At 54.2% G+C, this 24341-nt stretch carries 19 protein-coding genes and 2 tRNA genes; 4 read left to right on the top strand and 17 right to left on the bottom strand.

Going from position 1 to position 24341, the window contains the following annotated elements; translation table 11 throughout:
- Nucleotides 1-730: 730 nt before the first annotated feature.
- From ACXJGX_RS14410 to ACXJGX_RS14385, 6 genes are all read right to left on the bottom strand, one after another.
- A complete protein-coding gene (locus ACXJGX_RS14410; protein WP_474782877.1) occupies nucleotides 731-2500 on the bottom strand; it encodes an IlvD/Edd family dehydratase in 1770 nt (589 codons plus the stop codon).
- Entirely contained in the window at nucleotides 2497-3654 is a 1158-nt protein-coding gene (locus tag ACXJGX_RS14405; protein ID WP_474782875.1) for a fumarylacetoacetate hydrolase family protein, read from the bottom strand. The genes ACXJGX_RS14410 and ACXJGX_RS14405 overlap by 4 nt, the downstream gene beginning before the upstream one ends.
- Nucleotides 3655-3663: 9 nt before the next feature.
- Entirely contained in the window at nucleotides 3664-4440 is a 777-nt protein-coding gene (locus ACXJGX_RS14400) for a FadR/GntR family transcriptional regulator (protein WP_474782873.1), read from the bottom strand.
- 74 nt (nucleotides 4441-4514) lie between these two features.
- A complete protein-coding gene (locus tag ACXJGX_RS14395) occupies nucleotides 4515-5825 on the bottom strand; it encodes a TRAP transporter large permease (RefSeq protein WP_474782871.1) in 1311 nt (436 codons plus the stop codon).
- Between the two features lie 2 nt (nucleotides 5826-5827).
- Nucleotides 5828-6406 carry a TRAP transporter small permease subunit gene (locus tag ACXJGX_RS14390; protein ID WP_474782869.1) on the bottom strand — a complete coding sequence of 193 codons (579 nt, stop codon included), beginning with the start codon at nucleotides 6404-6406 and terminating at the stop codon, nucleotides 5828-5830.
- Between the two features lie 81 nt (nucleotides 6407-6487).
- Nucleotides 6488-7513, bottom strand: coding sequence for a TRAP transporter substrate-binding protein (locus ACXJGX_RS14385; RefSeq protein WP_474782867.1), 1026 nt, complete (start codon nucleotides 7511-7513; stop codon nucleotides 6488-6490).
- A 377-nt stretch (nucleotides 7514-7890) separates the two neighbouring features.
- On the opposite strand from ACXJGX_RS14385, the gene ACXJGX_RS14380 reads away from it, so the two are divergent.
- Nucleotides 7891-8652: an SDR family NAD(P)-dependent oxidoreductase gene (locus tag ACXJGX_RS14380; protein ID WP_474782865.1), complete on the top strand. Its 762-nt coding sequence runs from the start codon at nucleotides 7891-7893 to the stop codon at nucleotides 8650-8652.
- Between the two features lie 86 nt (nucleotides 8653-8738).
- Here the strand turns inward: ACXJGX_RS14380 and ACXJGX_RS14375 are convergent, their stop codons facing one another.
- A complete protein-coding gene (locus tag ACXJGX_RS14375) occupies nucleotides 8739-10058 on the bottom strand; it encodes an ATP-binding protein (protein ID WP_474782863.1) in 1320 nt (439 codons plus the stop codon).
- Between the two features lie 47 nt (nucleotides 10059-10105).
- On the opposite strand from ACXJGX_RS14375, the gene ACXJGX_RS14370 reads away from it, so the two are divergent.
- On the top strand, nucleotides 10106-11029 hold the full coding sequence (locus tag ACXJGX_RS14370) for an MBL fold metallo-hydrolase (protein WP_474782861.1): 924 nt from the start codon (nucleotides 10106-10108) through the stop codon (nucleotides 11027-11029).
- A gap of 71 nt (nucleotides 11030-11100) precedes the next feature.
- A tRNA-Asn gene (locus ACXJGX_RS14365) sits at nucleotides 11101-11175 on the top strand.
- A gap of 249 nt (nucleotides 11176-11424) precedes the next feature.
- Here ACXJGX_RS14365 and ACXJGX_RS14360 read toward each other — a convergent pair.
- The 9 genes from ACXJGX_RS14360 to ACXJGX_RS14320 form a co-directional block, all read right to left on the bottom strand.
- Nucleotides 11425-13644: a methyl-accepting chemotaxis protein gene (locus ACXJGX_RS14360; protein WP_474782859.1), complete on the bottom strand. Its 2220-nt coding sequence runs from the start codon at nucleotides 13642-13644 to the stop codon at nucleotides 11425-11427.
- A gap of 206 nt (nucleotides 13645-13850) precedes the next feature.
- Nucleotides 13851-14504 (bottom strand): ABC transporter ATP-binding protein, encoded by a 654-nt coding sequence (locus ACXJGX_RS14355; RefSeq protein ID WP_474782857.1) that lies wholly within the window; start codon nucleotides 14502-14504, stop codon nucleotides 13851-13853.
- Nucleotides 14504-15286, bottom strand: a complete 783-nt coding sequence (locus ACXJGX_RS14350) for an ABC transporter permease (RefSeq protein ID WP_474782856.1) — start codon at nucleotides 15284-15286, stop codon at nucleotides 14504-14506. Before ACXJGX_RS14350 ends, ACXJGX_RS14355 begins: the two co-directional genes overlap by 1 nt.
- Nucleotides 15283-16575: a KpsE/RkpR family capsule polysaccharide export protein gene (locus ACXJGX_RS14345; RefSeq protein WP_474782854.1), complete on the bottom strand. Its 1293-nt coding sequence runs from the start codon at nucleotides 16573-16575 to the stop codon at nucleotides 15283-15285. The genes ACXJGX_RS14350 and ACXJGX_RS14345 overlap by 4 nt, the downstream gene beginning before the upstream one ends.
- The gene (locus ACXJGX_RS14340) at nucleotides 16572-18701 is read right to left on the bottom strand and encodes a capsular polysaccharide biosynthesis protein (protein ID WP_474782852.1); all 2130 of its coding nucleotides are present in this window, start codon (nucleotides 18699-18701) and stop codon (nucleotides 16572-16574) included. The genes ACXJGX_RS14345 and ACXJGX_RS14340 overlap by 4 nt, the downstream gene beginning before the upstream one ends.
- Nucleotides 18698-18916, bottom strand: a complete 219-nt coding sequence (locus ACXJGX_RS14335; protein ID WP_474782850.1) for a hypothetical protein — start codon at nucleotides 18914-18916, stop codon at nucleotides 18698-18700. Before ACXJGX_RS14335 ends, ACXJGX_RS14340 begins: the two co-directional genes overlap by 4 nt.
- Nucleotides 18917-19016: 100 nt before the next feature.
- On the bottom strand, nucleotides 19017-20024 hold the full coding sequence (locus tag ACXJGX_RS14330) for a polysaccharide biosynthesis/export family protein (RefSeq protein WP_474782848.1): 1008 nt from the start codon (nucleotides 20022-20024) through the stop codon (nucleotides 19017-19019).
- A gap of 107 nt (nucleotides 20025-20131) precedes the next feature.
- The gene (locus tag ACXJGX_RS14325) at nucleotides 20132-21367 is read right to left on the bottom strand and encodes a capsular polysaccharide export protein, LipB/KpsS family (protein WP_474782846.1); all 1236 of its coding nucleotides are present in this window, start codon (nucleotides 21365-21367) and stop codon (nucleotides 20132-20134) included.
- A gap of 966 nt (nucleotides 21368-22333) precedes the next feature.
- A tRNA-Ser gene (locus tag ACXJGX_RS14320) sits at nucleotides 22334-22423 on the bottom strand.
- Between the two features lie 126 nt (nucleotides 22424-22549).
- On the opposite strand from ACXJGX_RS14320, the gene ACXJGX_RS14315 reads away from it, so the two are divergent.
- Entirely contained in the window at nucleotides 22550-23689 is a 1140-nt protein-coding gene (locus tag ACXJGX_RS14315; protein ID WP_474782844.1) for an AI-2E family transporter, read from the top strand.
- A 3-nt stretch (nucleotides 23690-23692) separates the two neighbouring features.
- Here the strand turns inward: ACXJGX_RS14315 and ACXJGX_RS14310 are convergent, their stop codons facing one another.
- Nucleotides 23693-24337, bottom strand: a complete 645-nt coding sequence (locus tag ACXJGX_RS14310; protein WP_474782842.1) for a M35 family metalloendopeptidase — start codon at nucleotides 24335-24337, stop codon at nucleotides 23693-23695.
- Between the last annotated feature and the right edge of the window lie 4 nt (nucleotides 24338-24341).

Here is a 24341-nt window from a genome sequence, read left to right as displayed (position 1 = left end):
CACCGTGATTTGATGCACAGCATCACGCTTGAAATCTTCACTGAAATTTGGCTTCCCCATAACGGCCTCCTTGCCTCAAAATTAGGGAAGAAAGCGTCTACAATACTAGGGGCTATTCAGAGATTGCACACGAGTTTGAACCAATAGCCCAACGCATGATCGAAATTGCAATTTGCTTGGATGTAACTGACCAAACTGACGCTGAGCGCGCGCAGTTTGAAACAAAAACTTTACTGGAAAACCCCACGCTCACGAATTGCCGTATAGCCCAGCAGACCTCGTAATTTCGATAGAATAACACTTCTTCAGGGCCTTCGAAATAAGGTAAAACTGTGCTTAACATCACCACTTAACGTTAAGTGCCGTTGACAGCTTCAAGCCATCTTTCCCAACACTTTCGCAGGATGACCCCAAGTCCCTGCTAAATGAGGTAATCACAGCGCGAACTGGAAGTGGCATACAGAAGCCCCCGGTTAGGTGAACAGGCGAGGACCGATCACAGCGTCCTAGTTTCCAAGATTTACTAAGAAACGCTAATGTTGCCCTGTTACCACAGTTTTGGTTTCGCTTTTGTTGCTCCCATACTGCTTCCAGTGCTGTGCACACAGCCCCCCCGAATTGCGGGCGCGCAGCATGGGGAGACAGACCGCTGCGCGTGACGCCAAGCGGCCCGTCGCGACGTTATAAACTATCGTCGCAAACAGGGCCGCTTGGCGGCGATGCTACGCGCTTAGTGATTATGGCGTGGAAGCTTGCGCGCAATGCGGTGGAAGCCCTGTGCAGACCGCAGCACGGCCCCCTCGCCCAATTGCGTCGCTTCTTGCCGGTAAATCTTTTGCCATGGCGTCTGTGCGTCCGGAATAGGTGGCGGTGCCTGTTTTTTGCGTTCCGCGATTTCCGCCTCTGGTACCAGCATGTCACAGCGCCCGGCATTCAGGTCGATCCGGATCATATCGCCACTGCGCAACCACGCCAGCCCGCCGCCCGCCGCACTTTCTGGCGACGCGTGAACGATTGACGGACTGTCAGCGGTACCAGACTGCCGCCCGTCGCCTATGGTCGGTAGACTGCTGATGCCCGCCCGGATCAGTGCGTCAGGTGGCTGCATGTTCACGACCTCGGCCGCGCCGGGCCATCCGAGCGGCCCAGAACCACGGATCACGAGGATCGACCGTTCGTCAACGCCAAGCGCCGGATCGTTGATCCTTGCGTGGTAATCTTCGGACCCATCAAAGACCACGGCGCGGCCTTCAAAACAGTTTTCCCGCCCCGGTTCTGCTAGAAACCGGCGGCGGAAGTCTTCGGAGATGACGCAGGTCTTCATGATGGCGAAATCAAACAGATTGCCGCTGAGGACGCGAAAGCCTGCGCGTTCCATCAGCGGTTGCTGATAGGGGCGGATGACCTCGCGGTCCTTGGATTCGCGGCCTTTCAGTGCCGCGCCAATGCTTTGGCCACTGACAGTCAGGCAGGTGGTGTCCAGCATCCCCGCTTCGGCCAGTTCCCACATGATCGCAGGCACACCCCCTGCCCTGTGGAACCGCTCTGAAAGGAAACGCCCTGCGGGCTGCACATCGGCCAACAGTGGAATATCATAGCCATGCACCTGCCAATCTTCCTTGCTCAGTTCAATGCCCGCAGTCTCGGCGATTGCGGCCAGATGTGGTTGGGCATTAGTCGATCCGCCAATCGCGGCATTCACGCGCACCGCGTTCAGCATCGCTGCGCGTGTCAGGATCTGCGACGGACGCAGATCCTCGTGCACCATTTCGACCGCGCGCCTGCCAGTACGATAGGCCATCTGCCCGCGTTCGCGGTAGGCGGCGGGAATGGCGGCACAGCCCGTCAGCGATAGCCCCATCGCCTCGGCCAGTGCGTTCATGGTTGATGCGGTGCCCATGGTATTACAGTGGCCGATGGACGGGGCGGAATTCAGCGCAGCCTCTAGAAACTGGGCGCGGTCGATTTCGCCAGCGGCATAGCGGCGGCGCGACTGCCAGATGACGGTGCCCGACCCGGCCAGTCGCCCTTCGTGCACGGAATCAAGCATGGCCCCCCCCGAAAGAACAATCGCAGGAATATCGACGGTCGCGGCAGCCATGATCGCCGCCGGCGTCGTCTTATCGCAGCCAGTGGTCAGAACCACACCGTCGATGGGATAGCCATGCAAGAGTTCCACCAACCCCAAATAGGCAAGGTTGCGGTCAAGCGCGGCAGTCGGTCGCCGGCAGTTTTCAAAAATCGGATGGGTAGGAAACTCCATCGGGATACCGCCCGCATCGCGAATTCCGTCGCGCACACGCTGGGCAAGATCAATATGATGGCGATTGCAGGGCGACAGGTCGCTGCCCGACTGCGCGATGCCGATGATCGGGCGGCCTTCGGTCAGCTCTTCGGGTGTCAGGCCGTAATTCATGAACCGCTCAAGATAAAGCGCGGTCATATCGGCATGATCGGGATTGTCGAACCAGTCTTGGCTGCGTAGACGACGTTTGGTCATGCGAACAACCCCCTTGTTGCAAGATTGCGCATCAGCGCGCGCGAACCGTAGGTCCATGGTGCGACCTGATCGCATGGTTGTACTTGGTTTATCAGGCGCCCGAGCAGCGGCGACGACACCGCCACCACATCACCGGTCTTATGGGTAAAGCCCAGTCCCTTGCCATCGCGGTCCTTGGTCGGCGCAAACATCGTCCCAAGGTAAAGCATCGCACCGTCAGGATACTGGTGGTTCGGATTCAGCAACTGCCCCGCAAGATCGGCAGGCTGTCGCGAAATATGCGCCATGTCAGAGTGGTCCGACAATTCAAATCCGTCTTGTCCGGTAATTTCTAACCCGACGCGCAGGGTGCTGACATCATCCAGCGTGAAACCGTCGTCGAACAGACGGATAAACGGGCCAATCGCTGCGGCGGCGTTGTTGTCTTTTGCCTTGCCAAGCAACAGTGCCGAACGCCCTTCGAAATCCCGCAGGTTGACATCATTGCCCAATGTCGCGCCACAGATCCGGCCGCGTGAATTGATGGCCAGCACAATTTCGGGTTCCGGGTTATTCCAGTGTGATCCCGGATGCACCCCGATCTGTGCGCCGCAACCCACCGCCGACATCGGCTGCGCCTTGGTGAAAATCTCGGCGTCCGGGCCAATTCCGACCTCGAGGTACTGCGACCAAAGCCCCGCCTGTTGCAGGTGCGCCTTAACGGCGGCCGCCTTGTCAGAGCCGGGCACCAAACCGCGCAAGTTCCCCCCCAGCAATTCGGCAAGGTCGGCCCGAATGGATTCAGCCAACAGCGGATCGCCCTTGGCGCGCTCCTCGATCACACGTTCGATCATTGACCCTGCAAATGTCACGCCAGCCGCCTTGACCGCCTGCAAATCGCAAGGCGCCAGCAACCGCCCCAACCGGCCAGTGCCGAAACCTGTGTCAAGAAAATCATCAAGCTGCCCGAGCGATGGACCGCCTGCATTCACTGCTGCGATCGGGTCGTCATGTTCTAGCAGGTCGGCCATGGTCGGGGCGATATGGCTTAGGTCAAGCAGTGTGCCGTCTTGCACCAGCACAGGACACGGACCACCCGCGGCCTCTGACCAAACCCGCCCGACCAATGTACCACCTACATTTTCTGGTAGAATGCGCGTTGCTTTTAATTCCACGGTGTCACCTCATAAAGAACGTTTTGTATTGCTGGGAGAGATTTCAGGAGGCGCTGCAAAATTTGCGAGGCCGGCCCGAAGATGCGTGCGCATCAGATATTGATAGCCAAGGTTATCCGCGGCTTCGATCGCACGCAAAATGCCTTCGTGTTCAAGGAATGTCTCGCCTTTGATAATGCGGCGGGTCTTACCGCGTTGCATGATCCGCAAGATAACCGGCGTCATGATCCCATAGATGTCGAGGATGGATTTGTTCCCCGTCAGGGCAATCAATCCGGTGTGAAACTGCAGATCAAATTCCGACGCTTCGACCACACTGCCTGACTGGGCCATCTGTTCATTTATGGCGCGCAGGTTCGCGATGTCTGACGGAGTGATCGCCTCGAAAATATGCAAGGCGATGCCCGTTTCAATCAGCTCGCGGAACCCTTGGATATCGTCGAACGTCTTGCGCGAGACTTCGGTGACATTGAACGACAAGATGTCAAACGCACGGTTCATGCGATGGTCGACAATGGTCGCGCCAACCTTTGGTCGCACATCGACGATCCCGTAAGCTTTGAGCATACGCATCGCCTCGCGGACCGTATTCCGGCTGGTCGCGAACAGATCACACAGCTCGCGTTCTGTTGGCAGCTTGTCGCCAACCGTCAGTCCTTCGGTTTCGATCAGCGTGCGTATCTGGGCGAGCACTTGATCGACGGCTGACCCGCTGACCCCATCCGCGAAGTTTTCTTCCAATCTGCTATCCCCAAAATTATCGGACATATCCGTATTGATTTTCACAAATACGTTCAACGTGTCATCACGTTGAGGCGCATCGAAGACCCAAATATCGGGTCCGCGATGCGCGTCGATCGCTACACTGCCCATGTCGCAATCGCAGGAAAGAACAAGATGATCGCAAGCACCACCAGTTGCATGGCAATAAACGGAAGCAACGCGGTGTAGATATGCTTGAGCGTGATTTCTTTTGGAGCCACGCTTTTGAGGTAGAACGCCGCAGGTCCAAATGGCGGTGTCAGATAAGACACTTGCATGTTCACCGCAAAGAGGATGCCGAACCAGATCGGATCATAGCCAAGCTGAATAACAATCGGGACAAAGATTGGCAGGGTCAGCAAAGCAATACCGATCCAGTCAAGAAACATCCCAAGAACAAGCAGGATCAGCATCATCACCATAATGATCACAACAGGCGGCGCGTCGATGGCCAGAATGGATTGCGACACAAACCGGTTGCCGCCCATCAGGTTGTAGACACCCACCAATACCGCAGCGGCGATACCGATCCATATGATCATGCCGCAGGTTTCAAGCGTGTGAACCAGACTGTCCTGAATTGTTTTGAAATTCAGCTCGCCCCGGAAAAACGCAATGATCATGACCGCCGAAACGCCCATTGCCGCAGCTTCGGTGATCGAGGCGATGCCACCGTAAATCGACCCGAGCACGACAAACACAATGGCCAGCGGTGCTGCCAGCGAACGCAGCGCGCTCGCAATCGACTCTTGTGCGACCTCCTCTTTTGACATTGGCGGCCCAAGGTGCGGACTGCGCCAGCACAAGAACAAGACATAGGCGACATAGAATGCCAGCAGCAACAAAGCAGGCGTAATCGCTGCCACAAAAAGATCGGCGATTGATACGTTGGCGACCAGACCAAAAATAATCAGCACGATGGATGGCGGCATCATTGTCCCCAGCGACCCGCCTGCACAGACAACGCCAATGGACAGGCTGCGGTCATACCCAAGGCGCAGCATCTGTGGCAGCGCCAGGATGCCCAGTAGAACGATTTCGCCCCCGATGACGCCAGACATCGCCGCCATCAAGATCGCGACGATCAGCGTTTGCACCGCCACCCCGCCCGGAAGACGCCCTGCCAGAATACGCATCCCGTTGAACAGTGATTTGGCAATACCGGAACGATCCAGCAGTGCCGCCATCAGGATAAACATCGGAATAGCCACCAAAGAATATTCGGTGATAAAGCCGAATATCCGTGAGGTCACCAGCGGCAGCGCCGCACTGCCAAACCAGCCAAACGTAAAGATCAACGCCACAAGGCCCGTGACCCATGCGAGCGGCTGACCGGTCAGAAGCAACAAGAAAATAGAGGCCACCAAAAGATAAGAGCCGTATTCGATACCAAGCGCGCTTAGGCCCATAATTATTGCTCCTCAGAGATGTCGGAGGGCGCAGGTACATCGCGCCGGATCGCTGCAAGCAAGTGCAGCAAGGTCTGGATAAACATCGTCACCACACAAATCAGCACCAGCATCTTCAGCAGCGCCGGTGTCGGTGGGTTCCATGATGTGCCTGTGCCTTCGAGACGCAGGTCGCCTGTTGGCGAAAACCATGATTTTCCAACCATCGTCCAACTTGCAAAGCTGAGGCCAGCAAAGAAAACCAACGCAATCAATGAATTCAGAATATCAAGCTGGCGACGGCGTTTCGGACCCACCGCATCATAGAAAATGCGCACGCGAATGTGTTTGTCCCGCGCCAATGCGACAGGGCCGCCCACCAAGAAGATTGCTGCAATCAGAAAGGTTGTCGTCTCGTGCGCCCAAAACGTCGGGCTGTTGAACACGTAACGTGACACGACTTCGATTACGGTGATGAGAAACGCCGCAAAGATTGCCCAGGCAAAAACCTTTGTTGATCCGGCGATCGCACGGTCGAACCCTGTGCGCATCTCTGCATCGCTATCTTCGATGTCGGTGATAAAATCGGCTATTTCGCTCATATTTTTGGTCTCCCCCGCCGCAGATATGTTTGCGCCCGGCCACAAGCGTTCCGGGCGCAAATCTGTTATTTCATTACGTGATCAAAGCAGGTTGCGGCCCTGAAGATAGCCAGTGACCGTGTCGTAATAACGCTGTGTCATTTCTGTGCGCGGCGCCCAGTTTTTCCATTCTTCCTGTGCGATACGACGGAATTTTGCACGTTCGTCGCCCGACCAGTTGATGATCTCGATATCGGGATTGCCACGCGATTCAGCCACAGCGGCAGCGTCAAGCTGGCGAACGGAATAGATGTGGTTAAAGCTGAAGCTCTCGACTGAAGCGACCAGAATTGCCTGCAAGTCTTCGGGCAGACCATCCCAGATCTCTTTGTTGATCGAAATATCGATCATCGGCAGTGAATGGAACCCAGGATACAGCGGATAGTTTGCAATATCATTCATGCCCAGTGACTGGTTGGTTGCGAACACGGTGTTGTCGGCTGCGTCAACGACACCTTTGTCGAGCGCGGAAAAGATCTCTGAACCCGGCAGCGACACAGGGGCAGCACCCGCCTTTGAAAAGATCTCGAACACCATACCTTCAGGCGCGCGCAACTTTACACCTTGCAGATCTTCGACGGTGCGGATTGGCACGCGCGAAACAAAGGCTTCTGGCTCGGTCGCGGCCGCGCCGATAAAGTGAACACCATAGGGTTCCACCAGTTCGCCATAAAGTTCGTTCCCGCCGCCGCTTGCCATGAAGCCCAGCAATTCGAACGGATCGCTCCATGCGCCAACGAGGTTACCCATCATCGCAAAAGCAGGATCTTTGCCCGAGAAATAGCTTGGGTCGGTCAGGTGCCCTTGCAAAATGCCCGCGCCCACCGCGTCCAGCGTATCGGTGTGTGGCACGACCGACCCGATTGGCAGGATTTCGATTGCAATGCGTCCTCCCGACAGCTGCGCAACGTCCTCCGCCCACTTTTGTTTATTCACAAAGCCGGGTTCACCAGCTGTTTCGGACGTCTGGAATGTCCAGTTGTAATCTTGTGCCAGCGCGCTTCCGGCCAGTCCCACGACCGAAGCCGTGACGACCGACAGTCTGGAAAGCCTTTTCAATAAGCTCATGTCTCTCTCCCATTGGTTGATGCTCATTTGGATATCAGATGAACCGAGAGGCGCATCATCCTACCCGGCGTTGTCGGATGCTACGCATGAAACCCGCGACAGATCAACACCGCTTTGTGGCCTGACGGTCCATTTTGCCCGTATTCATCCTACCACATAAGATTATAATCTTGATTTACACACGGTTTTCGACAACAAACATCCCAGATATGACATCACATCACCCATTGGTCCGACAAAAAGAGATAGCACCGCCCCCGATTCTGACGTGGACGCAGACCAGACAAAAAACAACTTTACGATGTGCGGTCGGGACAAAGACTGTTCGCGGCACATAACCGAAATCACACAACACGCCCTTTGATAGGAGAAAGCCCATGACCGAACTGACTGGAAAAGTGGCCCTTGTGACAGGCGGCAATGGTGGCATTGGATTGGCGATGGCAACAGCGCTCGCGGATGCAGGTGCATCCATTGCCATTGTGGGCCGCGACCTTGAAAAAAACGCCGCAGCTTTTGCGTCGCTCGGGCGGTCTGGCGGGCCTGATCCCCTGACCATGACAGGCAACATGGTTGACCAGGACAGCATCGCCGAAACGATGGCACGGGTGGTCAATCATTTTGGGGGGCTTGATATCTTGATCAATAACGTCGGCACCAATGACCGTAAACTGCCACAACATTACAGCCTTGCCGACTGGAACACACTGATCGCCAGCAATCTGACATCGGCGTTCCTTGTCTCACAGGCCGCATATCCGCTTATGCAGGCACGCGGTGGTGGCAAAATCGTTAATATCGGTTCGATGTTGTCTATTTTTGGCTCGGCAATGTCCGCGCCCTACGCGGCCGCAAAAGGCGGCGTCGTTCAGATGACAAAGTCGCTGGCGCATAGTTGGGCGCGCGACAATATTCAGGTCAACGCAATCCTGCCCGGCTGGATCGAAACCGACCTGACCATCCACGCAAAACAACAAATCCCCGGCTTGCACGACACGGTTCTGGCGCGCACACCCGCAGGTCGCTGGGGCCGCCCCGAAGATATTGGCGGCGCGGCACGGTTCTTATGCTCTGCCGGATCCGATTTCGTAACCGGCATCAGCTTGCCTGTGGACGGCGGGTTTTCGTGCGCAGCTTAGGCCCACATCGTTCGGCTGACGAATGATGTCCGACTTTAACATGTAGATTTATCGTTTTCAGCCAATGTCTTGCGCGGCGTTATTGTTCAGCGCCCTATGACCAACTCGGCCTTTAACCCACCAAGCCGCGCCCCTTGGCTAAGCCGCAGAATACCCCCGTGCGTGCGTGCGATGTCGGCGACAATCGACAGCCCCAACCCTACGCCGCTACCCTTATCTTGGTTGCGCGCTGGATCGAGCCGAACAAAGGGACTGATCGCGTCTTCATATTGTTCTGGTGGAATACCGGGGCCATCGTCTTCGACCCAAAATCGCACGGCGCGTTCGGTGACGCATACGCCAACCTCGGCGCGGGTGCCATACCGCAGCGCATTCCCCACCAGATTATCCAACGCCCGGCGGATCGCAGTCGGGCGCAGGCCAACCGGATCTTCCGGCCCTTCAATCGCGGCCAATTGCAGCGCCTGCCCCATGCGTTTGCTGTCGTTCAACACCGCCCGCACCAAATCACCGGGCACCACATGTTCAAGGCTATCCCCCGCCTCACTCCGCGCGAAATCCAAAAATGCATCCAGCAAGCGTTGCATTTCATCGACATCACCGATCAGTTGTGCGGCGTCCTCGTCGTCCATCAATGACAGTCCCAACCGCAACCTGGTTAACGGTGTCCGCAGGTCATGGCTGACCCCGGATAACATCATCGTCCGACTTTGGATCTGTCGCTCAAGGCGGTTACGCATATCCAAAAATGCCATGCCAGCAGCCCGCACTTCGATGGCACCGGTCGGTGTAAACGGCGTCATACGACCACGGCCATAATCTGCTGCCGCCTTGGCCATCCGTTTGATCGGGCGTAACTGGTTGCGCAAAAAAATGAACGAAATCGCGGTCATCAGAGCGCCAAAAACAACCATAATAACCAGCAATTGATGGGGGTTGGCGGCAGACATCCGGCGACGACTTAACTCTAGCTTCATTGGGCCATGTTCGGTCTGCACCCAAACGACCACCACGCGCCTGTCCGCCACAGAGACGGCCAGAATGTTGTCAACACCACCACGAATTGTCGCGATAACCGTACCACCGGTCAGATCAAATGTTGGAATCGCATCTGCCACAGCGGCATCCAGCGCAGGCAATGTTGCCTTGATCTGCAAGGGCACGCTCAGCACCGCCAGGGCCGCCTGCGCAGCCGAAAGCGAATGCGCATCGTTCGCCGTATCAATCAACAGACGCAGGTCAATATTTTCTGCGCTTGCCATCATCCGCGTGACGCCATCAAAGTGCCGTTGAATAAAGACAACCGAGATCAGCAATTGCAGCAACAACACTGGCAAAATCAAGATAAGCGCCGCACGTGCATAAATGCCGCGCGGCATATAGTTTTTGAGCCAGCGGAAAAACATGTATTAAGGATACCCGCACTGCGGTGAAACGAAAAGGACCGATCGTTATGATGCCAGATCAAATTGCACAAGAGATCGGCGTGCCAGTAAACTGCGCACCTGGCTTGCAGCGGGTCCTTGCGCCCAACGCGTCGCCAATGACCCATTGGGGCACGAACACCTATATAATTGGGCAGGCATCTGTGGTCATCATTGATCCCGGCCCTGACGATCATCGCCATCGCGACGCATTGCAGGCCGCGCTGGATGGACGTCAGGTCAATCTGATTTTGGTGACACACAGCCATTTGGACCATAGCGGGCTGGCGCCAGCGCTATCGCATATGACGGGTGCGCCTGTTTGCGCCTTCGGCGACAGTGCGGCGGGACGCAGCGCCGTGATGTCAGATTTGATTGCGCGCGAACCACAAACAGGCGGTGAAGGAATCGATGCTCAGTTTTGCCCCGATATAGCGCTTTGCGATGGTGAAATATTGCCCGGGGATTGGGGGCAAATATCTGCCGTGCATACGCCCGGGCATATGGCAAATCACATGTGTTTTTTCTGGAATGATGCAGGCTTTACGGGTGACCATGTCATGGAATGGGCGAGTTCACTTGTGTCCCCGCCCGATGGCGATGTCGCGCAATTCATGCGGTCCTGTGACAAGCTAAAAGCATATGCCGCCTCATCATATTATCCGGGCCACGGACGTCCGGTTTCTAATCCTGCTGACCGTCTCGCATGGTTGATGTCGCATCGGCAATTGCGTGAACGCGAGATTCTTTCACAACTAAAGGAATCGCCGCAAACGATTTCCCAGATTACAGCGCAGGTATACGCAGACACGTCCCCCAATTTACGCGCTGCAGCCCAGCGAAACGTCTTCGCGCACCTGATTGACCTGCACACACGGGCTGAAATTTCCGCCTCGCCGACGCTCGATAGCCTCGCAACCTTTGCTATCGTTGAAAAATCCGGGCCTGTTTGAAAATGAATGAAAAAACTGTGCAAATGCCTCTAGACGCCGCTGAATCACGTTGCTATACGGCCCGCAGTTGTTCCGACGTAGCTCAGCGGTAGAGCAGTTGACTGTTAATCAATTGGTCGCAGGTTCGATCCCTGCCGTCGGAGCCAAAATCTCGTAGAGATTTCAACATGATGAAGGCCGCCCTATCGGGCGGCTTTCGTCGTTTTGGAGAGGCCGTATTACAGTGGATGGGTTACCAAAGGCGGGCTTTTGCAGGTTCGTCGTTGCGGCGTTGGCATAGCGATAGGTCATACCGTGATACGCGTCGTGCCAGTCACCAAGTTGGTCATCAGATTCTTAAATGCATGGATCGCGCGCGGGCTAAAATCCTGTTGGGCTACCTATTGGTCAGCAGTTCACCCATCCATAAACCTGCGTTTTTTAGGTGCATGCGCTGAACTAAAAACGTTCACATCGTCTACCTGCATTTCTTCCCCACGCCCGCCTGACGTAGATCCTTGCTTTGAAAGTTTGAATTTTTTTACTATCTGAGCCAAATGCGTCAAATCGGTCTTTAGAGCGTGGCTGTTCACAGTTGCTTCCTCCACCATGGCAGCATTTTGTTGCGTAACTTTATCGAGTTGCGTCACACCAATATTAATTTCTCCCAGCCCAACCGACTGTTCTTCAGCACCAGCGGCAATTTCGATCATCAGACTATTAATATGCGCAATGTTACCAGCAATTTTGGTTAGCACCTCGCCTGTCTCGCCGACCAATGCAACACCGCGTCCGACTTGCTCGGAACTACCTCCAATTAGAATTTTGATCTTTTTTGCAGCGTCAGATGATCGCTGTGCCAGCGCACGCACTTCTGAAGCCACAACGGCAAACCCGCGACCCGCGTCCCCGGCGCGCGCGGCCTCGACCCCGGCGTTTAATGCCAATAGATTGGTTTGAAACGCAATATCATCAATAACCCCAATGATCTGCGAAATCTCGTCAGATGATTTCTCGATTTCAGTCATCGCAGAAACAGCTTTGCCAACAACGGCCTCGCTCGCATCGGCATCAGCTTGAGCGCGCGCGACAATAATCTCTACCTCTTTGGCACCGCTGGCTGCCGAACGCACGCTCGCTGTCAGTTCATCCAGCGCGGCGGCGGTTTGTTCAAGTGTCGCTGCCTGATTTTCCGTGCGCCGCGACAGGTCATCGGATGACTTGCTCATCTGGTCTGATCGTATGAAAATTCCGCTCGTACTTTCTACCACCGCCCCGATGGTCAGATTCAGATTTTCAATCGTCCTATTATAATCTTGACGCAATTGATCATAATCTCCGAAAAATGGCGTTTGAATCTGTTGACTTAAGTTCCCATCGGCAAGGTTTGTCAGTGCGGTACTCAACCGTTCAACAACACGCGTTTGCTGGGCGCGAATGGTTTCGCGTTCCGCGTCTGCATGATCAGCAGCCATTAGCTTGTCGCGAAAGTCAACCAACGCCGAGCATAGATCGCCAACCTCGTCGCCACGGGTTCGATCCGCAATCCCATCTGCATAGTTCCGTTCTGACACGCTTTTCATCGACATCCGTAGCCGTTGCAGTGGCTGCGTCACCGATCGCGCGACGAGCCATCCCGCAACGGCGGCAACGGCACATACCAGCGCACCCACAGCCAACATCTTGTTGCGCGCACTTACCACCGGCGCCATGAGTTCGGTCATATCCATTTCTGCAATGACCCCCCATTTATTACCGAACACCTCAAGGCTGGACACCTCTGCGATCACCGCATGTCCGTTAATACCATCGACATCGTAGAAAAAATCGCGGCTCAGGACCGAGACGGCATCAGTTTGCACGAGGTGTGACGCATTGGCGAGCATGCGGTGACCATCAGAAAACCGGGATGCGCTACGGGTTTGTCCGTCCGCGCCGACAAGGTAAAGTTCACCTGTGTCCGACAATCCCTCGGGGTTGCGCACAATCGCATTTATTTGATCTGATGGCAGCTGTACGGCAACGACGCCAAGGACAGCGCCCTGGTCGTTCACGACCTGCGTCGCAAGAAACGATGCCGGTATATTTGCGCTCGGCGCATAGGATTCGAAATCCGCGAAATACAGTTCGCCAGCCATGCCATCCCGCGCAGCGCGATAGGCGTGCCCCAAGCCGGTGGCACTATAAACCCCGGTATCAAAATTTGTCGCGTAATCACTTTCTTTAAAAACCGAGTAGATCAGGTCGCCATCCAAATTGAACAGAAAAACATCGTAATACCCTTCGACATCCTTGATCTTGCGAAAAAACGGGTGAAAGCTGCCGTGTTGAAAGTGATAGGGAACCGATTGCGGCGCCTGATCCAGCTTATCCTTTTCCCCAGCCGGGTTTGGGTTGTCAGTGACATAGGCCTGCTGCAGCCCCTCACTATCAATCATCAGGTTATATGACGAACTAAATGCCCCCACGGCCGAGACCACGGTCGGGTTGGTAGCATAATACAAGACATCATCGCTGACTTTATCAAGCCAGGTATCAAGCGCACCAATACGTTCTGATACCAACAATTCATAAGTACGACGCTGGTGTTCCAGCATGTTCTTCTTGAGGTCCAGATATCCAAAAGTCGCGACCATACTGGACGCGAAAATACAAAGTGCGACGACGAGTATGGGTAGTTTTGTTGAAATCCGTATAGAGTTCAAAGATATCATGAGAGCCTCGCAAAAGTCATCAAGCTAGGTTGCTTGTGACGCACCGCTCTTAAAATCTGCTTAAGCGTCCTGCGAGAATATCAGGTCATTTGGACGTCGGTTTTACAAAGGTGGCCCCGCTTGCCCAATCACGATGCAGCTTCTTTGTATGCCGCCAACAGGTCCGAAACGTCATCGTAAAACCGCACCTCGCCGCGGTCGAGCAGCAGACCACAATCGCAATATTGCCGAATAGTCAACGCCGAATGGGACACCATGATGATTTGGCTACTTGCAAGTTTATCTTTAAAAACCGCTTGGCTTTTTTTCTTAAAGTTCTGATCACCGACAGCTGTAATTTCATCGATCAGATAGACGTCAAAATCGATCGCCATGCTCAGCCCGAAAGCAAGCCGCGCGCGCATGCCGTTCGAGTAGGTTTTTATCGGCAAACGCAGTGACGCCCCCAGTTCGGCAAATTCAGTCACATACGCGATAACCTTTTCGGTATCCTGCCCATAAATACGTGAAACGAAACGGATATTTTCGATCCCGGTCATACTTCCGTTAAAGCCGCCAGCGAACCCCAGAGGCCACGACACGCGTGATGTCCGATAGACAGCCCCTGTATCAGGTGGCTCTGTTCCAGCCATAAGGCGCACCATCGTCGACTTGCCCGCCCCGTTGCGCCCCATGATGCCAATGTTTCTTCCTTCAGGAAATGCAAACGTGAAGTTCGACAAAATCGTCTTGCGAACGCCCTGCAGTTTGTAAGATTTGCTCACATTTTCAAAAGACAGCATTAATACCGCACCTTACGGAAAACGCGCTCTCCTAAGAGAGCAAACAGCAGCATCCCGGCACCCAAGGAAATCGGGTACAAGATGTTCAACACGGATGAGTTGTAATTTGGATAGAACCCTTCGCGAAAACATTCAATGAGGTGCAGAACCGGGTTCCAGTAGATTGTATCGCGGGCTTGCGGGGGCAAATTACTTGCGAGGTAGAACACACCGGAAATAAAGAATAATGGCCGCGTCAGGACTTTTTCAATTTGGGCCCATGTCTCCCAAAGCGATGTGATGACGGCATTCAGCGTCCCGAACCCGATACCCAGCAATGCCGTCGCAAAATAAGCGAGCAACACAATTTCTGGCTGCGCGGGAAGCGGTGCTAAATCCAGAATAAAAAGCGCCCCGTAAAAAACGACCATAATCATCAGATACGTTGCCGAAACCAGCAGAGACCGGGCAATCACCGTGTCGACATCTTTGATAACCGGATATGTCAAAAGCGCGCGATTTGCATCAAAGACGGTCATCAATTTCGATGAAAGTTCCGTAAAAAACTGAAGCGTCAGAATTCCGGTGGCGAAAAACAGCGCCAAGCTTGAACCGAATGGCGGTTGCCGCCCAACAAGTGAAAACAAAAAAACCAGCAGCCCGACACCGGCTGCCGGTGTAATAATGGCCCACACGTAGCCGAATGTCGACGTGCCGAACGTCGCACGGGTCTCGCGCAGCACAAGGCTCGCGATGACGCGCAGCTGCAATTTAATGAGTTCCGATGACGACACTAATTTCACGTCAAGTGATCCCTGACCGAATAGGTAATCAATGTACCGATGCCCCACGCCGATATCAGCGCAAAAGCAAGAAGCAAGGTGTTGCGGACGCTATGCGGGTATTCCGCTTGCTCGGCGATTTGTGGGCGCAAATGTACCGCCAGATAGCGTTGTTGGCGGTCGGCATCGCGGCGGGCTTGCTCTAACGAGCTCAGCGCAGACGCATAAGCCTGCTCCGCAAGCGTACGCTCTACCTCAAGGTTTTCATACCGCGCCAGTCGTTCGGGTATGGCACTGCCCCCTTGTTCACCCAACAATGACCCGATCGCAGTACGACGTTCATCGATTTGCGCGGACAACGCCTCTGCGCTACGCAGCAAGGCAACCAGACTTGGCGCATCCTCGTCAAGTGTTGCACGTTGTGCCGCAATCCGTGCATTGATATCAATCAGTCGTGCCTCAAGTGCCGCAACCAGTTGAATATCCAGCACCGCGCTTGCTGACGGGTCAACCGACTGCTCGGTCGCGCGAAAGTCACGAATAGACGATAGCGCGGTTCTCATGCGTGATTCCTGCAGCGCGACTTCGGCAGTCGCAAAGCGCAGGGCGTCTTGCCGTGCGGACGCCGACAAATCATTCACCAAGTCCTGAATTGTGGCGAGAGAGGCTTCCGCGATCTGTCGTGCGTGTTCTGGTGTAAACGACTGCACCTCGAATTCAATAATTCCCGACGTCGGGTCGAATTGCGTGTGGATGTGTCTGCGCCAGTATCTGACAAAGTCCTCGATTGAGGGATCCGCACCAAGGCGCGAGATGCGATCAATTTCTGTATCTGAATAGACCTCGCGCAGACCAACCCGCTGATCGACAGCCTCAAGCAGGGCCCTGCTTTCAAGAAATTCGAGAACAATGTAGGAATCCGACGTGGTCGAGCCCGCGTTGGCCAAGCCCGTTAATGCACCGATGCCATCTAATCCCGAACTGGTGTCGATCCCGCGAATGGAGAACCCAACCCGCGCTGCATAGCGATCGGTTGCAACATATGCGTAATACCAGGTCGCGGCCACCAATGGCAAAGCGACACATAAGACAAATGACAGCAACAGACGCCGACGGCGCTTGGCCTGCGGTTTCTTGTCCGTTGGCGCAGGTGGCTGGCTCAGGTTTACGACCATACCTTTTTGCGCCGGCGCCTGTTGCGCTGGTCGAGCCGGAGCCTGTTGCGCAGGCCGAGCAGGCGCTTGTTGCGCTGGATTTTGCTGCCCAACGCCTGCAGGGCGCGCGCCATCTTTGGGTGTCGATGTTGTCATGATGTCACCTCTTTCAGGCGTTGCGAGATGACCAAGATATATCGCAATAGTTTGCGATACCACAGGCCAGTTGTTGGGCCACTCTTGGCGCTATTTGCCAATACGTAGACGGCTTGTTCCGGAGTCATAAAGCAATTGTTGTCAAAGTTGAAATAACGCGGATAAGCAATAAGTGCGGCATGCACAAGCGCGTCCAGCGATTGCGTTTTTGTCCGTCTGGCACAGCTGATCTTGTCGTGGGTCAGGCCCCACCCGGCATAGAACGGCAATCCATGGCATGTGACGCGCACACCACGCATCAGGGCCTCGAAACCTAATAACGACGTCATCGTATGGACCGCATCAACCTGTCCCAACAATTGGTCCGTGGCGATGTTTGCGGCGATAATTTCGTCACAATACATTTTGCTTTCATCCTCACCCTGCCCCTTTTTGCGTAGTCCGGCGACGACGTCCGGGTGGGGTTTATAGAGAATATATGCATCGGGGTTTTCATCTCTTACGGCGCGCAGCAATGATATATTTTCCTTCACCGCGGGTGATCCAAATTTAATCGACGCATCTGCTTCAACTTGCCCGACCACCAGAATGATCGGTTTACCGTTGTCTGGCCGTGTCCATGTGTTGCCGCCAAGGTTGTATTTGGTGATGTTAAGGTCAACGATTTGCATCCGAAGCTGCGCGGCACGGCGTAACGCTGCGGGCGACAATACCTGCGTATTCAATATCACCTCTAGTCCCGACGGGCGCGTGGAATCGTAGTAGATACCCACATCATCAACCACCAGAGATACCGGGTAAACCAGATCGGCCCCTAAACCAGATGACCGGATAAATCCATCTTCCACACGCAGAACAGGCAACGGTGTGTTCAGGTCTCTGCTGCCCCAGACCGCAATCGCAGCGGCTGGACTGCCAACACGGTTTCGCTTTGAAAAATGCACCACCGAACCGGTCAGAAATTTACGTATAAAGGCGCGCTTCCACAGTGAAAAACCAACAGCATCGACAAGACCGGGAAACCGCAATCGCTGCGCGCGCTGAAACCCGATGTTTTCAATTGTGCGTTCGACCTCACACGGTTGGCCAGTCACAGGGTCGTAGTAACGCGCATATTTCACTAAAGCGGCGTGAAATAACTGGTCCTTTGACACCGGGACGCGCCGATCAGGTACGGGCAGATCATCCTCAGTCAGCCCCCAACCGGCGTAAAATGGCATGCCGAATGTGCGCACGCGTTTCCCCCAAATGAGCGCCTCGAAACCGACTTGCGAGGTGACTGTATATACCGCCTCGGCGTGTTCGATTAACCCCACTGGGTGGCAAGCATCTGAAACAATCTGAACCCGCGGCAGGGCGCCAACCTGTGCAGCGTGGAAGTATCCTTTTTTGGTTCCGGACTTCGTGTCCGGATGCGTTTTTACCACAATCTGACACTCAGGGTTTTCCTTGATTGCTGCGTCAAGCATGCGATCAAAACAGGTCGCATCCGCACGACCGTATGCGACCGACGCATCCCCAAACGTCTGATCAATGACCAAGACATATCGCCCAAGCGACGGGCCTTTATATTCAGGTAACGCGTTGTATTTCGACACGCGACATCGCCGCCACATGTCGACAATGCCCTGCGTGCGCGCGATTTCGTCATCAGTCAGAGGCGCCGCGATCAACTGTTCAAGATGGGACGACACGGTGGCATCGTAATAGATGCCAATCGGGTCCATAACAATTGACTGGGTTGGTTCAAATCTTTCCACGGATCGCAAAAACCCGTCTTCCAGCAGCGTAAAAGGAACACCAAGCCGTTTCGCGATCGACACCGCCTGCTGCCCGGACAGTTTCCGCCCCCACCCGACAATCAGTTTTGGTCGCTTGCGCATAAAGCGGCTACAAAGCCCCAGCTTTTGTCCAGAAAAAAACCGCGACATGTTTGCATCGACCAAATCCATCGATGTCGCAAGCACCTCGGGCGGTGCGCGACGCGCGTGCAGCGCGGCCGTGAAAATTAACCGCACCCACTGCGCGGCCTTGCGCACATACCCGAACAACATCATCGCCGCGCCCCCGACACTGCGCCCAAAGCCCATCTGGTTCCGGATTATCGGGATGCCCGGACGTTTCATCGACAAAAACAAACAGGTGAACGAAGTCGCATGTTGCGCGACAACGCAGCAGTCACGTGCCGCCGCCCGTACAGTTTTGTCGGCCAAATAGCTAAGCCGCCATAAAAGGTACTGAGCGTATGAAGAAATTGAAACTGCTGCGCAAATCGAACTGCCACCACATGCGGTGGATCAACCCGATCACCGGTGGCGACACTGTCGATGACCAAGGTCATGTCGCCCCCTTGCGTCAACGCCCTGCCCCGCGCAAATTTTTTCACATGCGAAGCAGCGTCAAAAGCAGTGCCAAAGAAATGAGGATCCAAGTTCCCCATGTCAATTGCTCAAATTGCTGACGCCGTTAGCCGTGCTAAAAAACGGTGAAACAATTGTCGATACAAATTTCCTAAACTCGCTCGCATCAGCCGTCGGTACGTAAATGATATCTGATGGCGCAAGGATAAACCTGTCCGCCAACAAAAACGCATCCGGTGACGCAAAATCGAGACGATAAGCAATCGCTGATTGCCCGGGAATATTGCGAAACACGAATACCGATGTCGGTTCAGCAAGCATATTATCCAGGCCACCTGCTTCGGCAATCAATTGCGACAATGTCGGACGCACCACATCAACTTCGATGTTCCCCGTCTTATTCAGCGCGCCGTATACTGCAAATCGGCGCGGAACATGCGTCACGTGCACGGTGTCGCTTGGGAATATCGTTATATTGTTTGGTACGTAATCAACGATCTCTTGTAGTGTGGCCGATGCCGATGCACCACCGCGCTGCACATCAATTTTGACCTCCCAGTTCGGATGGGGCGTACCGCCGACTTGCGCCAGAACATCAAGAAGCCTTGTCCCGTTTGTGGCAATGTCGGTTCGCCCCGGCGTACGAACGTCACCCAGCACTGTCGCAGCGCGCGATGTAGTTTCAGAGATACGCACAGCAATTTCCGGCTCGATGGCTTGCCCACTATAGCGGTCTAACAACGTTAGTCGTAGCGCCGATGTTGAAATACCCGCTGCCGCCACCTTACCCGCGTAAGGCACCTCGATTTTCCCTGAATTAGACACCTCTGCTGTCAACAGAGTTTGCCGTTGGCCACTTGTTGCAAACAGTCCGTCTTCCGCAACCTCCCAGATGCGGATTTCCAATACGTCTGCGATATGAATGACTTCGTCTGCGGCACGCGACTGACCGCGGAAAGCGGTGGGAAATCCTCCATGGGATGTCTGAGCCTGCGGGATCGTCGTCACCGAGATATTCACAATGTCGAACGGCACAAAGGCGACCGCGTCAGTTTCATCCGTAATCGTGACGGCAGCGTCAACAATCACATCTGAACTCGGGCCGAACGCAGGCAGAGATGCGCAACCAGATAACCCATAGATACAGGAGACTACGATTATGGGTAATCTATACATCGTCATCACTTTTCAACCCTTTAGACATCACGTGAGGACGCGACAATTGCTTCCACTTTGGACACGATCTCTTTTACCGCAACGGCCCGCCCATTAGAACGGTAAAAGTCACCCGGCAGCAACGCTTCGTTACGGACATCCGACAGGAAGGACTTGATGCTTGCGGCACGCTTCACCTCCCGAACACGGAAAAATTTGTGAAGATCATGTTCGCACTCTCCGACTGTGACGATGTCAGGATGCCTAAAAATCGCCTTGCCCATCACCAGAACTGGGATGTGGTGATGCAGCGCGGAAAAGGCGGATGTGGAATTAATAACAATCATACCGGAGGCGCGCTTTGTCAGATCACCTAACTTACCTGTCTGAAATACGTGCACGCGATCGCAAAGCCCTAAGGCCTTTGCTTGCCGGACAATCATATCCCTGAGCTGTAAACCACCGCGATCCAAGGGATGTAATTTGAACATCAGCTCTTGTTCACCTGAAGCCTGCGCCAACCCAGCCAACGCGGATTCAATCAATTTTTCATTTGTCCATCCACGCGCAGCAGTCTTGATCTGACTATCCGAGGGCACCTGAAGCGGTACCAGAATGTAGTGCCGCGACGTGTCTCGAACGATGCGGTTCAATTTTGATGCCTCGGTAATCCGCGCAGCGCCGCGGCGCATACTATGGCGGATCCAAGAAAGCGAAAGAGGCAAAAACCGCTCGCGTTCACGGTGAAAAAGCGTCTGCTCAAGCGAACTGGAAAACGTATCCCGCGCCAAGTAATGCACAGCGCCCCAAAAGCTCATCACCGGAAACGATGACCTTAGCGCCAGCGCTGGCGCGCCCTTGTCGTTACCCTTGTGCTGCAATGTCCATGAACACAGTCGCGAATGTTGATTGTTCCCACCCAACTCGCAGGTGATGAAACCTGCTCTCAGGTATCCTTCCTCAAGTGACAGAACCGGTATACCATACTCTGCCGCAACCTGACGCGCAGCCTGATGAACAGGCCGCATGGAACCGAACAAAACAATGACGTAATCTGGATTGCGCGAAAGCTCTTCATGTAACCAGACGCGCCAGTCTTCAAGTGTCCCAGCGAACCGCAAGCAGTCACCGCGACGCGAAAAAACCGCATCGCCGGCATGGAACAAAACCCTTTTAACGCTAAAGTCTTGTGAAACCAATTCGCGATGCAGCTCATTGAAAACGGGTCCAACCGGACCTTGTAACAGCAGAATTGACCGTTCCGGCCGCTGCGGCACCGACCCAGTGGCAAGCTGTGGCTCTGATTTTGGCTTTTGGTGCAAGCTGCAATCTGACTGCTCACGCATACGGCGTGATTGCGATGTTTGTATCATCCCATTGAGCAATGATTGGTTTCCACTTCTCACACCCCTAATAAAACATGCTATGATTTGGGAGCATTTTAAATTTCAAGAGACTGCGCGCAAGACTAGAAAGTCATCTACTCTCCGGAACAAGCAGTCAAATTTTTCAGGTTCATACCAGAACTCTTTCGTGCTTGATTGACCGTGACGCGTGTCGCGTGGTCAATTTTCATTCCTACCAGCGTTCCTAAATTTACTTAGTGTTGTATGCAAGATCGAAAAAACCTGTCCTCTTGGGGTTGTCTGGCACTGGTACCTAATCGCATCAGTACCTTTCTGCTACTCGCCGCATAAATTTCAGCGCAAGTTGCTCGTCAACACGTTAATTTAGATATAAAATTCCCATCTGTCGGTTGCTGCACCCGTGCAAAAACACATAAATGTTGCGTATTTGATCATCTGCCTGGTTACGTAAGGTCAGATGTCGGCGTTAACCAGCACCCTCAGCACGCGGACAGATTAAATGAAGCTTTTGCGCTCAATTCGCACAACCAGTTTCACGATATCGATGCGAAAATTGGGTTTTTCTCATTGTAAAGTTGTGCATAGACGACCAGTGTCAGATGTCACCTCAAAATCGCGGTAAACGCTGATCGTCATCATGGCTTACCGATGCCACTCTACACTCACGTTATTAAACTGAAAATGCTGTTGGCTTAGCGACCCTTTTACTGCCGTCGCCCAAACCCGCATTATTTGCCGTTCAGGCCAACCAGTGTCTGACGCATGTTAAGGAAAAATTACAACGCCACCATGCAACACTAGCTTATTCGCAGCGTTCCGCAAAACGCCCCTCTCAAACGGTAATTCTCATCAAACACGCACAGTTGGTCAGATTAATGGCGGACAGACAGGGATTCGAACCCTGGAGACGGTCTCCCGCCTACACACTTTCCAGGCGTGCGCCTTCGACCACTCGGCCACCTGTCCGTGGAGCGCGGTTTAGCCGTAACCTGCCCCCCTTTGCAAGACCCAATAGATATGTTTTTGCAGGTGTTTACCCTTTGTCGGTCCGGACCATATAAACGGGTGACCGAGGTAACGAGCCGCATCGCAATGAAACAAGTTCTCCCACCACCTAACCCGACGGAAAAACGCGACACGACACTGCTTCAAACCGGTGCCTTGGTGATCATCGCCTTTGCGGTGGTGCTGTTTTTACTGGTGCAGGCACGGTTCATTTTGATTTCGCTTGCCACAGCAATCATCTTGTTCAGCCTGACCAGTGACGTAATCAGCTTTATCGCGCGCCAGCGTATCGGCCGTTTTCACATTCCCAATGCCGCGGCGAGCCTTGTTGCGATGCTATTGATTGCGGCGACGCTTCTGACGCTGACCTCGATATTATTGGCGCAGGTCAATACGGTCTTGGTCACCACGTTGTCTTATACAGAGCGCGCGCCATCGGCGATTGCATCTTTATTTGCCTGGACGGGCGAGGATAGCGAAGCGGCGGTGATGAACGCGCTCAGGTCGATTGACGTATCAAGTTACCTGCGTACTGCAGCAAGCCAAGCCAGCGGCATCACGCAAGCCACAGTTCTTATTATTCTGTTCGTCGGTTTCTTGTTTGCCGAGCGCATCTGGTTCGAGACAAAGCTGACCAACCTATTTGGTGATGCGCACCATGCCGCGCGCGTACGTAAAATCATGCAGTCGATCATACATCGGGTGAACTACTACCTACTGGTAAAAACAATGATCAGCGCAATCACTGGCGCGATGGTCTATGTTTTGGCCCGCGCCTTTCAACTCGATCTTGCGACATCACTTGGCATTCTCACCTTTGTGTTGAATTTCATTCCCAATATCGGATCAATTATCGCGACTTTTTTGATTGCTTTGGTGGCTCATGTGCAGCTTGGCGACGGCAGCACCACACTTGCAATTTTTTCGATCGCAACAGTGATTCAATTCGTCAACGGCAACGTGATCGACCCGATGCTGATGGGGCGCGCTCTTCGGCTGTCGTCCTTTGGGATCATCCTATCGCTGGCATTTTGGGGCGCCGTCTGGGGGATTGCCGGCATGTTCCTGTCAGTCCCGATTATGGTGATGATGCTGGTCGTATGCAGTTATGTGCCGGGCCTGCGCCCATTTGCCATTCTTCTTTCGCGCGAAGGGCTGCCCGAGACAGAACAGATGCTGGACCAGCCAATTGACCATGACATTTTTGGCCACGAAAAACGAAGCTAGGATTTATCGCGAGGCGCTTGCTTGTGGGGGCTTTCCGGCGACGGGTTGGCGCGCGAAATAGGTCACGTCCTCGGTAAAGTATTGATAACTATCCGCGTTATCGATTGCACGCCGGGTGTCATAGGTTGCCATATCCCGACATGCGCTGCGAGAATAACAATGATCGTCAGTGCCCGCGACACGCAAAAAATGGGACAGTTCGTGCACGATCGTTCCCTCGCGCGTGCCGTTGTCGCTGCGCCGCGCACCGGGCTGCAGCGCTGTCAACGCAGGAAGGTTAAAGAACATCGGGCACAGGTGCATCAAATAGGGTTCGTTGGGATAAACCCATGCATATTCACCGACCTCACATCCGCCGTCCGCGATCTGTTCGCAGGTTGCCGTGACGTTTCCACTGCGAATTGCACCCACCACGGACTTTAGATTTGCACGCACGGTTTCCGCGTTTGCAACAGAGTATTCGCCAAACCAGCGGCTATACTCTGACGTGTTGCCGACTGTCGTCGCGGCTTTCAGCGTCAGGTCTTTTGCGTGTTGAAAGGCCTCTCGTGCGACGCGGGCTTCGTCGACGCTGCAACCGGCGTAATTCTCGGCTGCCGCGGGTACTGCAAACAGTGCAATGAGGCCCGATAGAAAAATCTGCTTCATCGCG

The organism is Yoonia sp. SWMV100 (assembly GCF_056108365.1).
Note: the sequence above shows the minus strand (reverse complement) of the source record. Positions and strands in the feature narration are given on the sequence as shown.

Coding starts and splice junctions, on each gene's coding strand:
- ACXJGX_RS14375 (WP_474782863.1), bottom strand. CDS start 10,058: ATGTTTTTCCGCTGGCTCAAAAACTATATGCCGCGCGGCATTTATGCA.
- ACXJGX_RS14410 (WP_474782877.1), bottom strand. CDS start 2,500: ATGACCAAACGTCGTCTACGCAGCCAAGACTGGTTCGACAATCCCGAT.
- ACXJGX_RS14340 (WP_474782852.1), bottom strand. CDS start 18,701: ATGAAACGTCCGGGCATCCCGATAATCCGGAACCAGATGGGCTTTGGG.
- ACXJGX_RS14355 (WP_474782857.1), bottom strand. CDS start 14,504: ATGCTGTCTTTTGAAAATGTGAGCAAATCTTACAAACTGCAGGGCGTT.
- ACXJGX_RS14380 (WP_474782865.1), top strand. CDS start 7,891: ATGACCGAACTGACTGGAAAAGTGGCCCTTGTGACAGGCGGCAATGGT.
- ACXJGX_RS14315 (WP_474782844.1), top strand. CDS start 22,550: ATGAAACAAGTTCTCCCACCACCTAACCCGACGGAAAAACGCGACACG.
- ACXJGX_RS14335 (WP_474782850.1), bottom strand. CDS start 18,916: ATGACCTTGGTCATCGACAGTGTCGCCACCGGTGATCGGGTTGATCCA.
- ACXJGX_RS14360 (WP_474782859.1), bottom strand. CDS start 13,644: ATGGTCGCGACTTTTGGATATCTGGACCTCAAGAAGAACATGCTGGAA.
- ACXJGX_RS14385 (WP_474782867.1), bottom strand. CDS start 7,513: ATGAGCTTATTGAAAAGGCTTTCCAGACTGTCGGTCGTCACGGCTTCG.
- ACXJGX_RS14390 (WP_474782869.1), bottom strand. CDS start 6,406: ATGAGCGAAATAGCCGATTTTATCACCGACATCGAAGATAGCGATGCA.
- ACXJGX_RS14395 (WP_474782871.1), bottom strand. CDS start 5,825: ATGGGCCTAAGCGCGCTTGGTATCGAATACGGCTCTTATCTTTTGGTG.
- ACXJGX_RS14345 (WP_474782854.1), bottom strand. CDS start 16,575: ATGACAACATCGACACCCAAAGATGGCGCGCGCCCTGCAGGCGTTGGG.
- ACXJGX_RS14370 (WP_474782861.1), top strand. CDS start 10,106: ATGATGCCAGATCAAATTGCACAAGAGATCGGCGTGCCAGTAAACTGC.
- ACXJGX_RS14310 (WP_474782842.1), bottom strand. CDS start 24,337: ATGAAGCAGATTTTTCTATCGGGCCTCATTGCACTGTTTGCAGTACCC.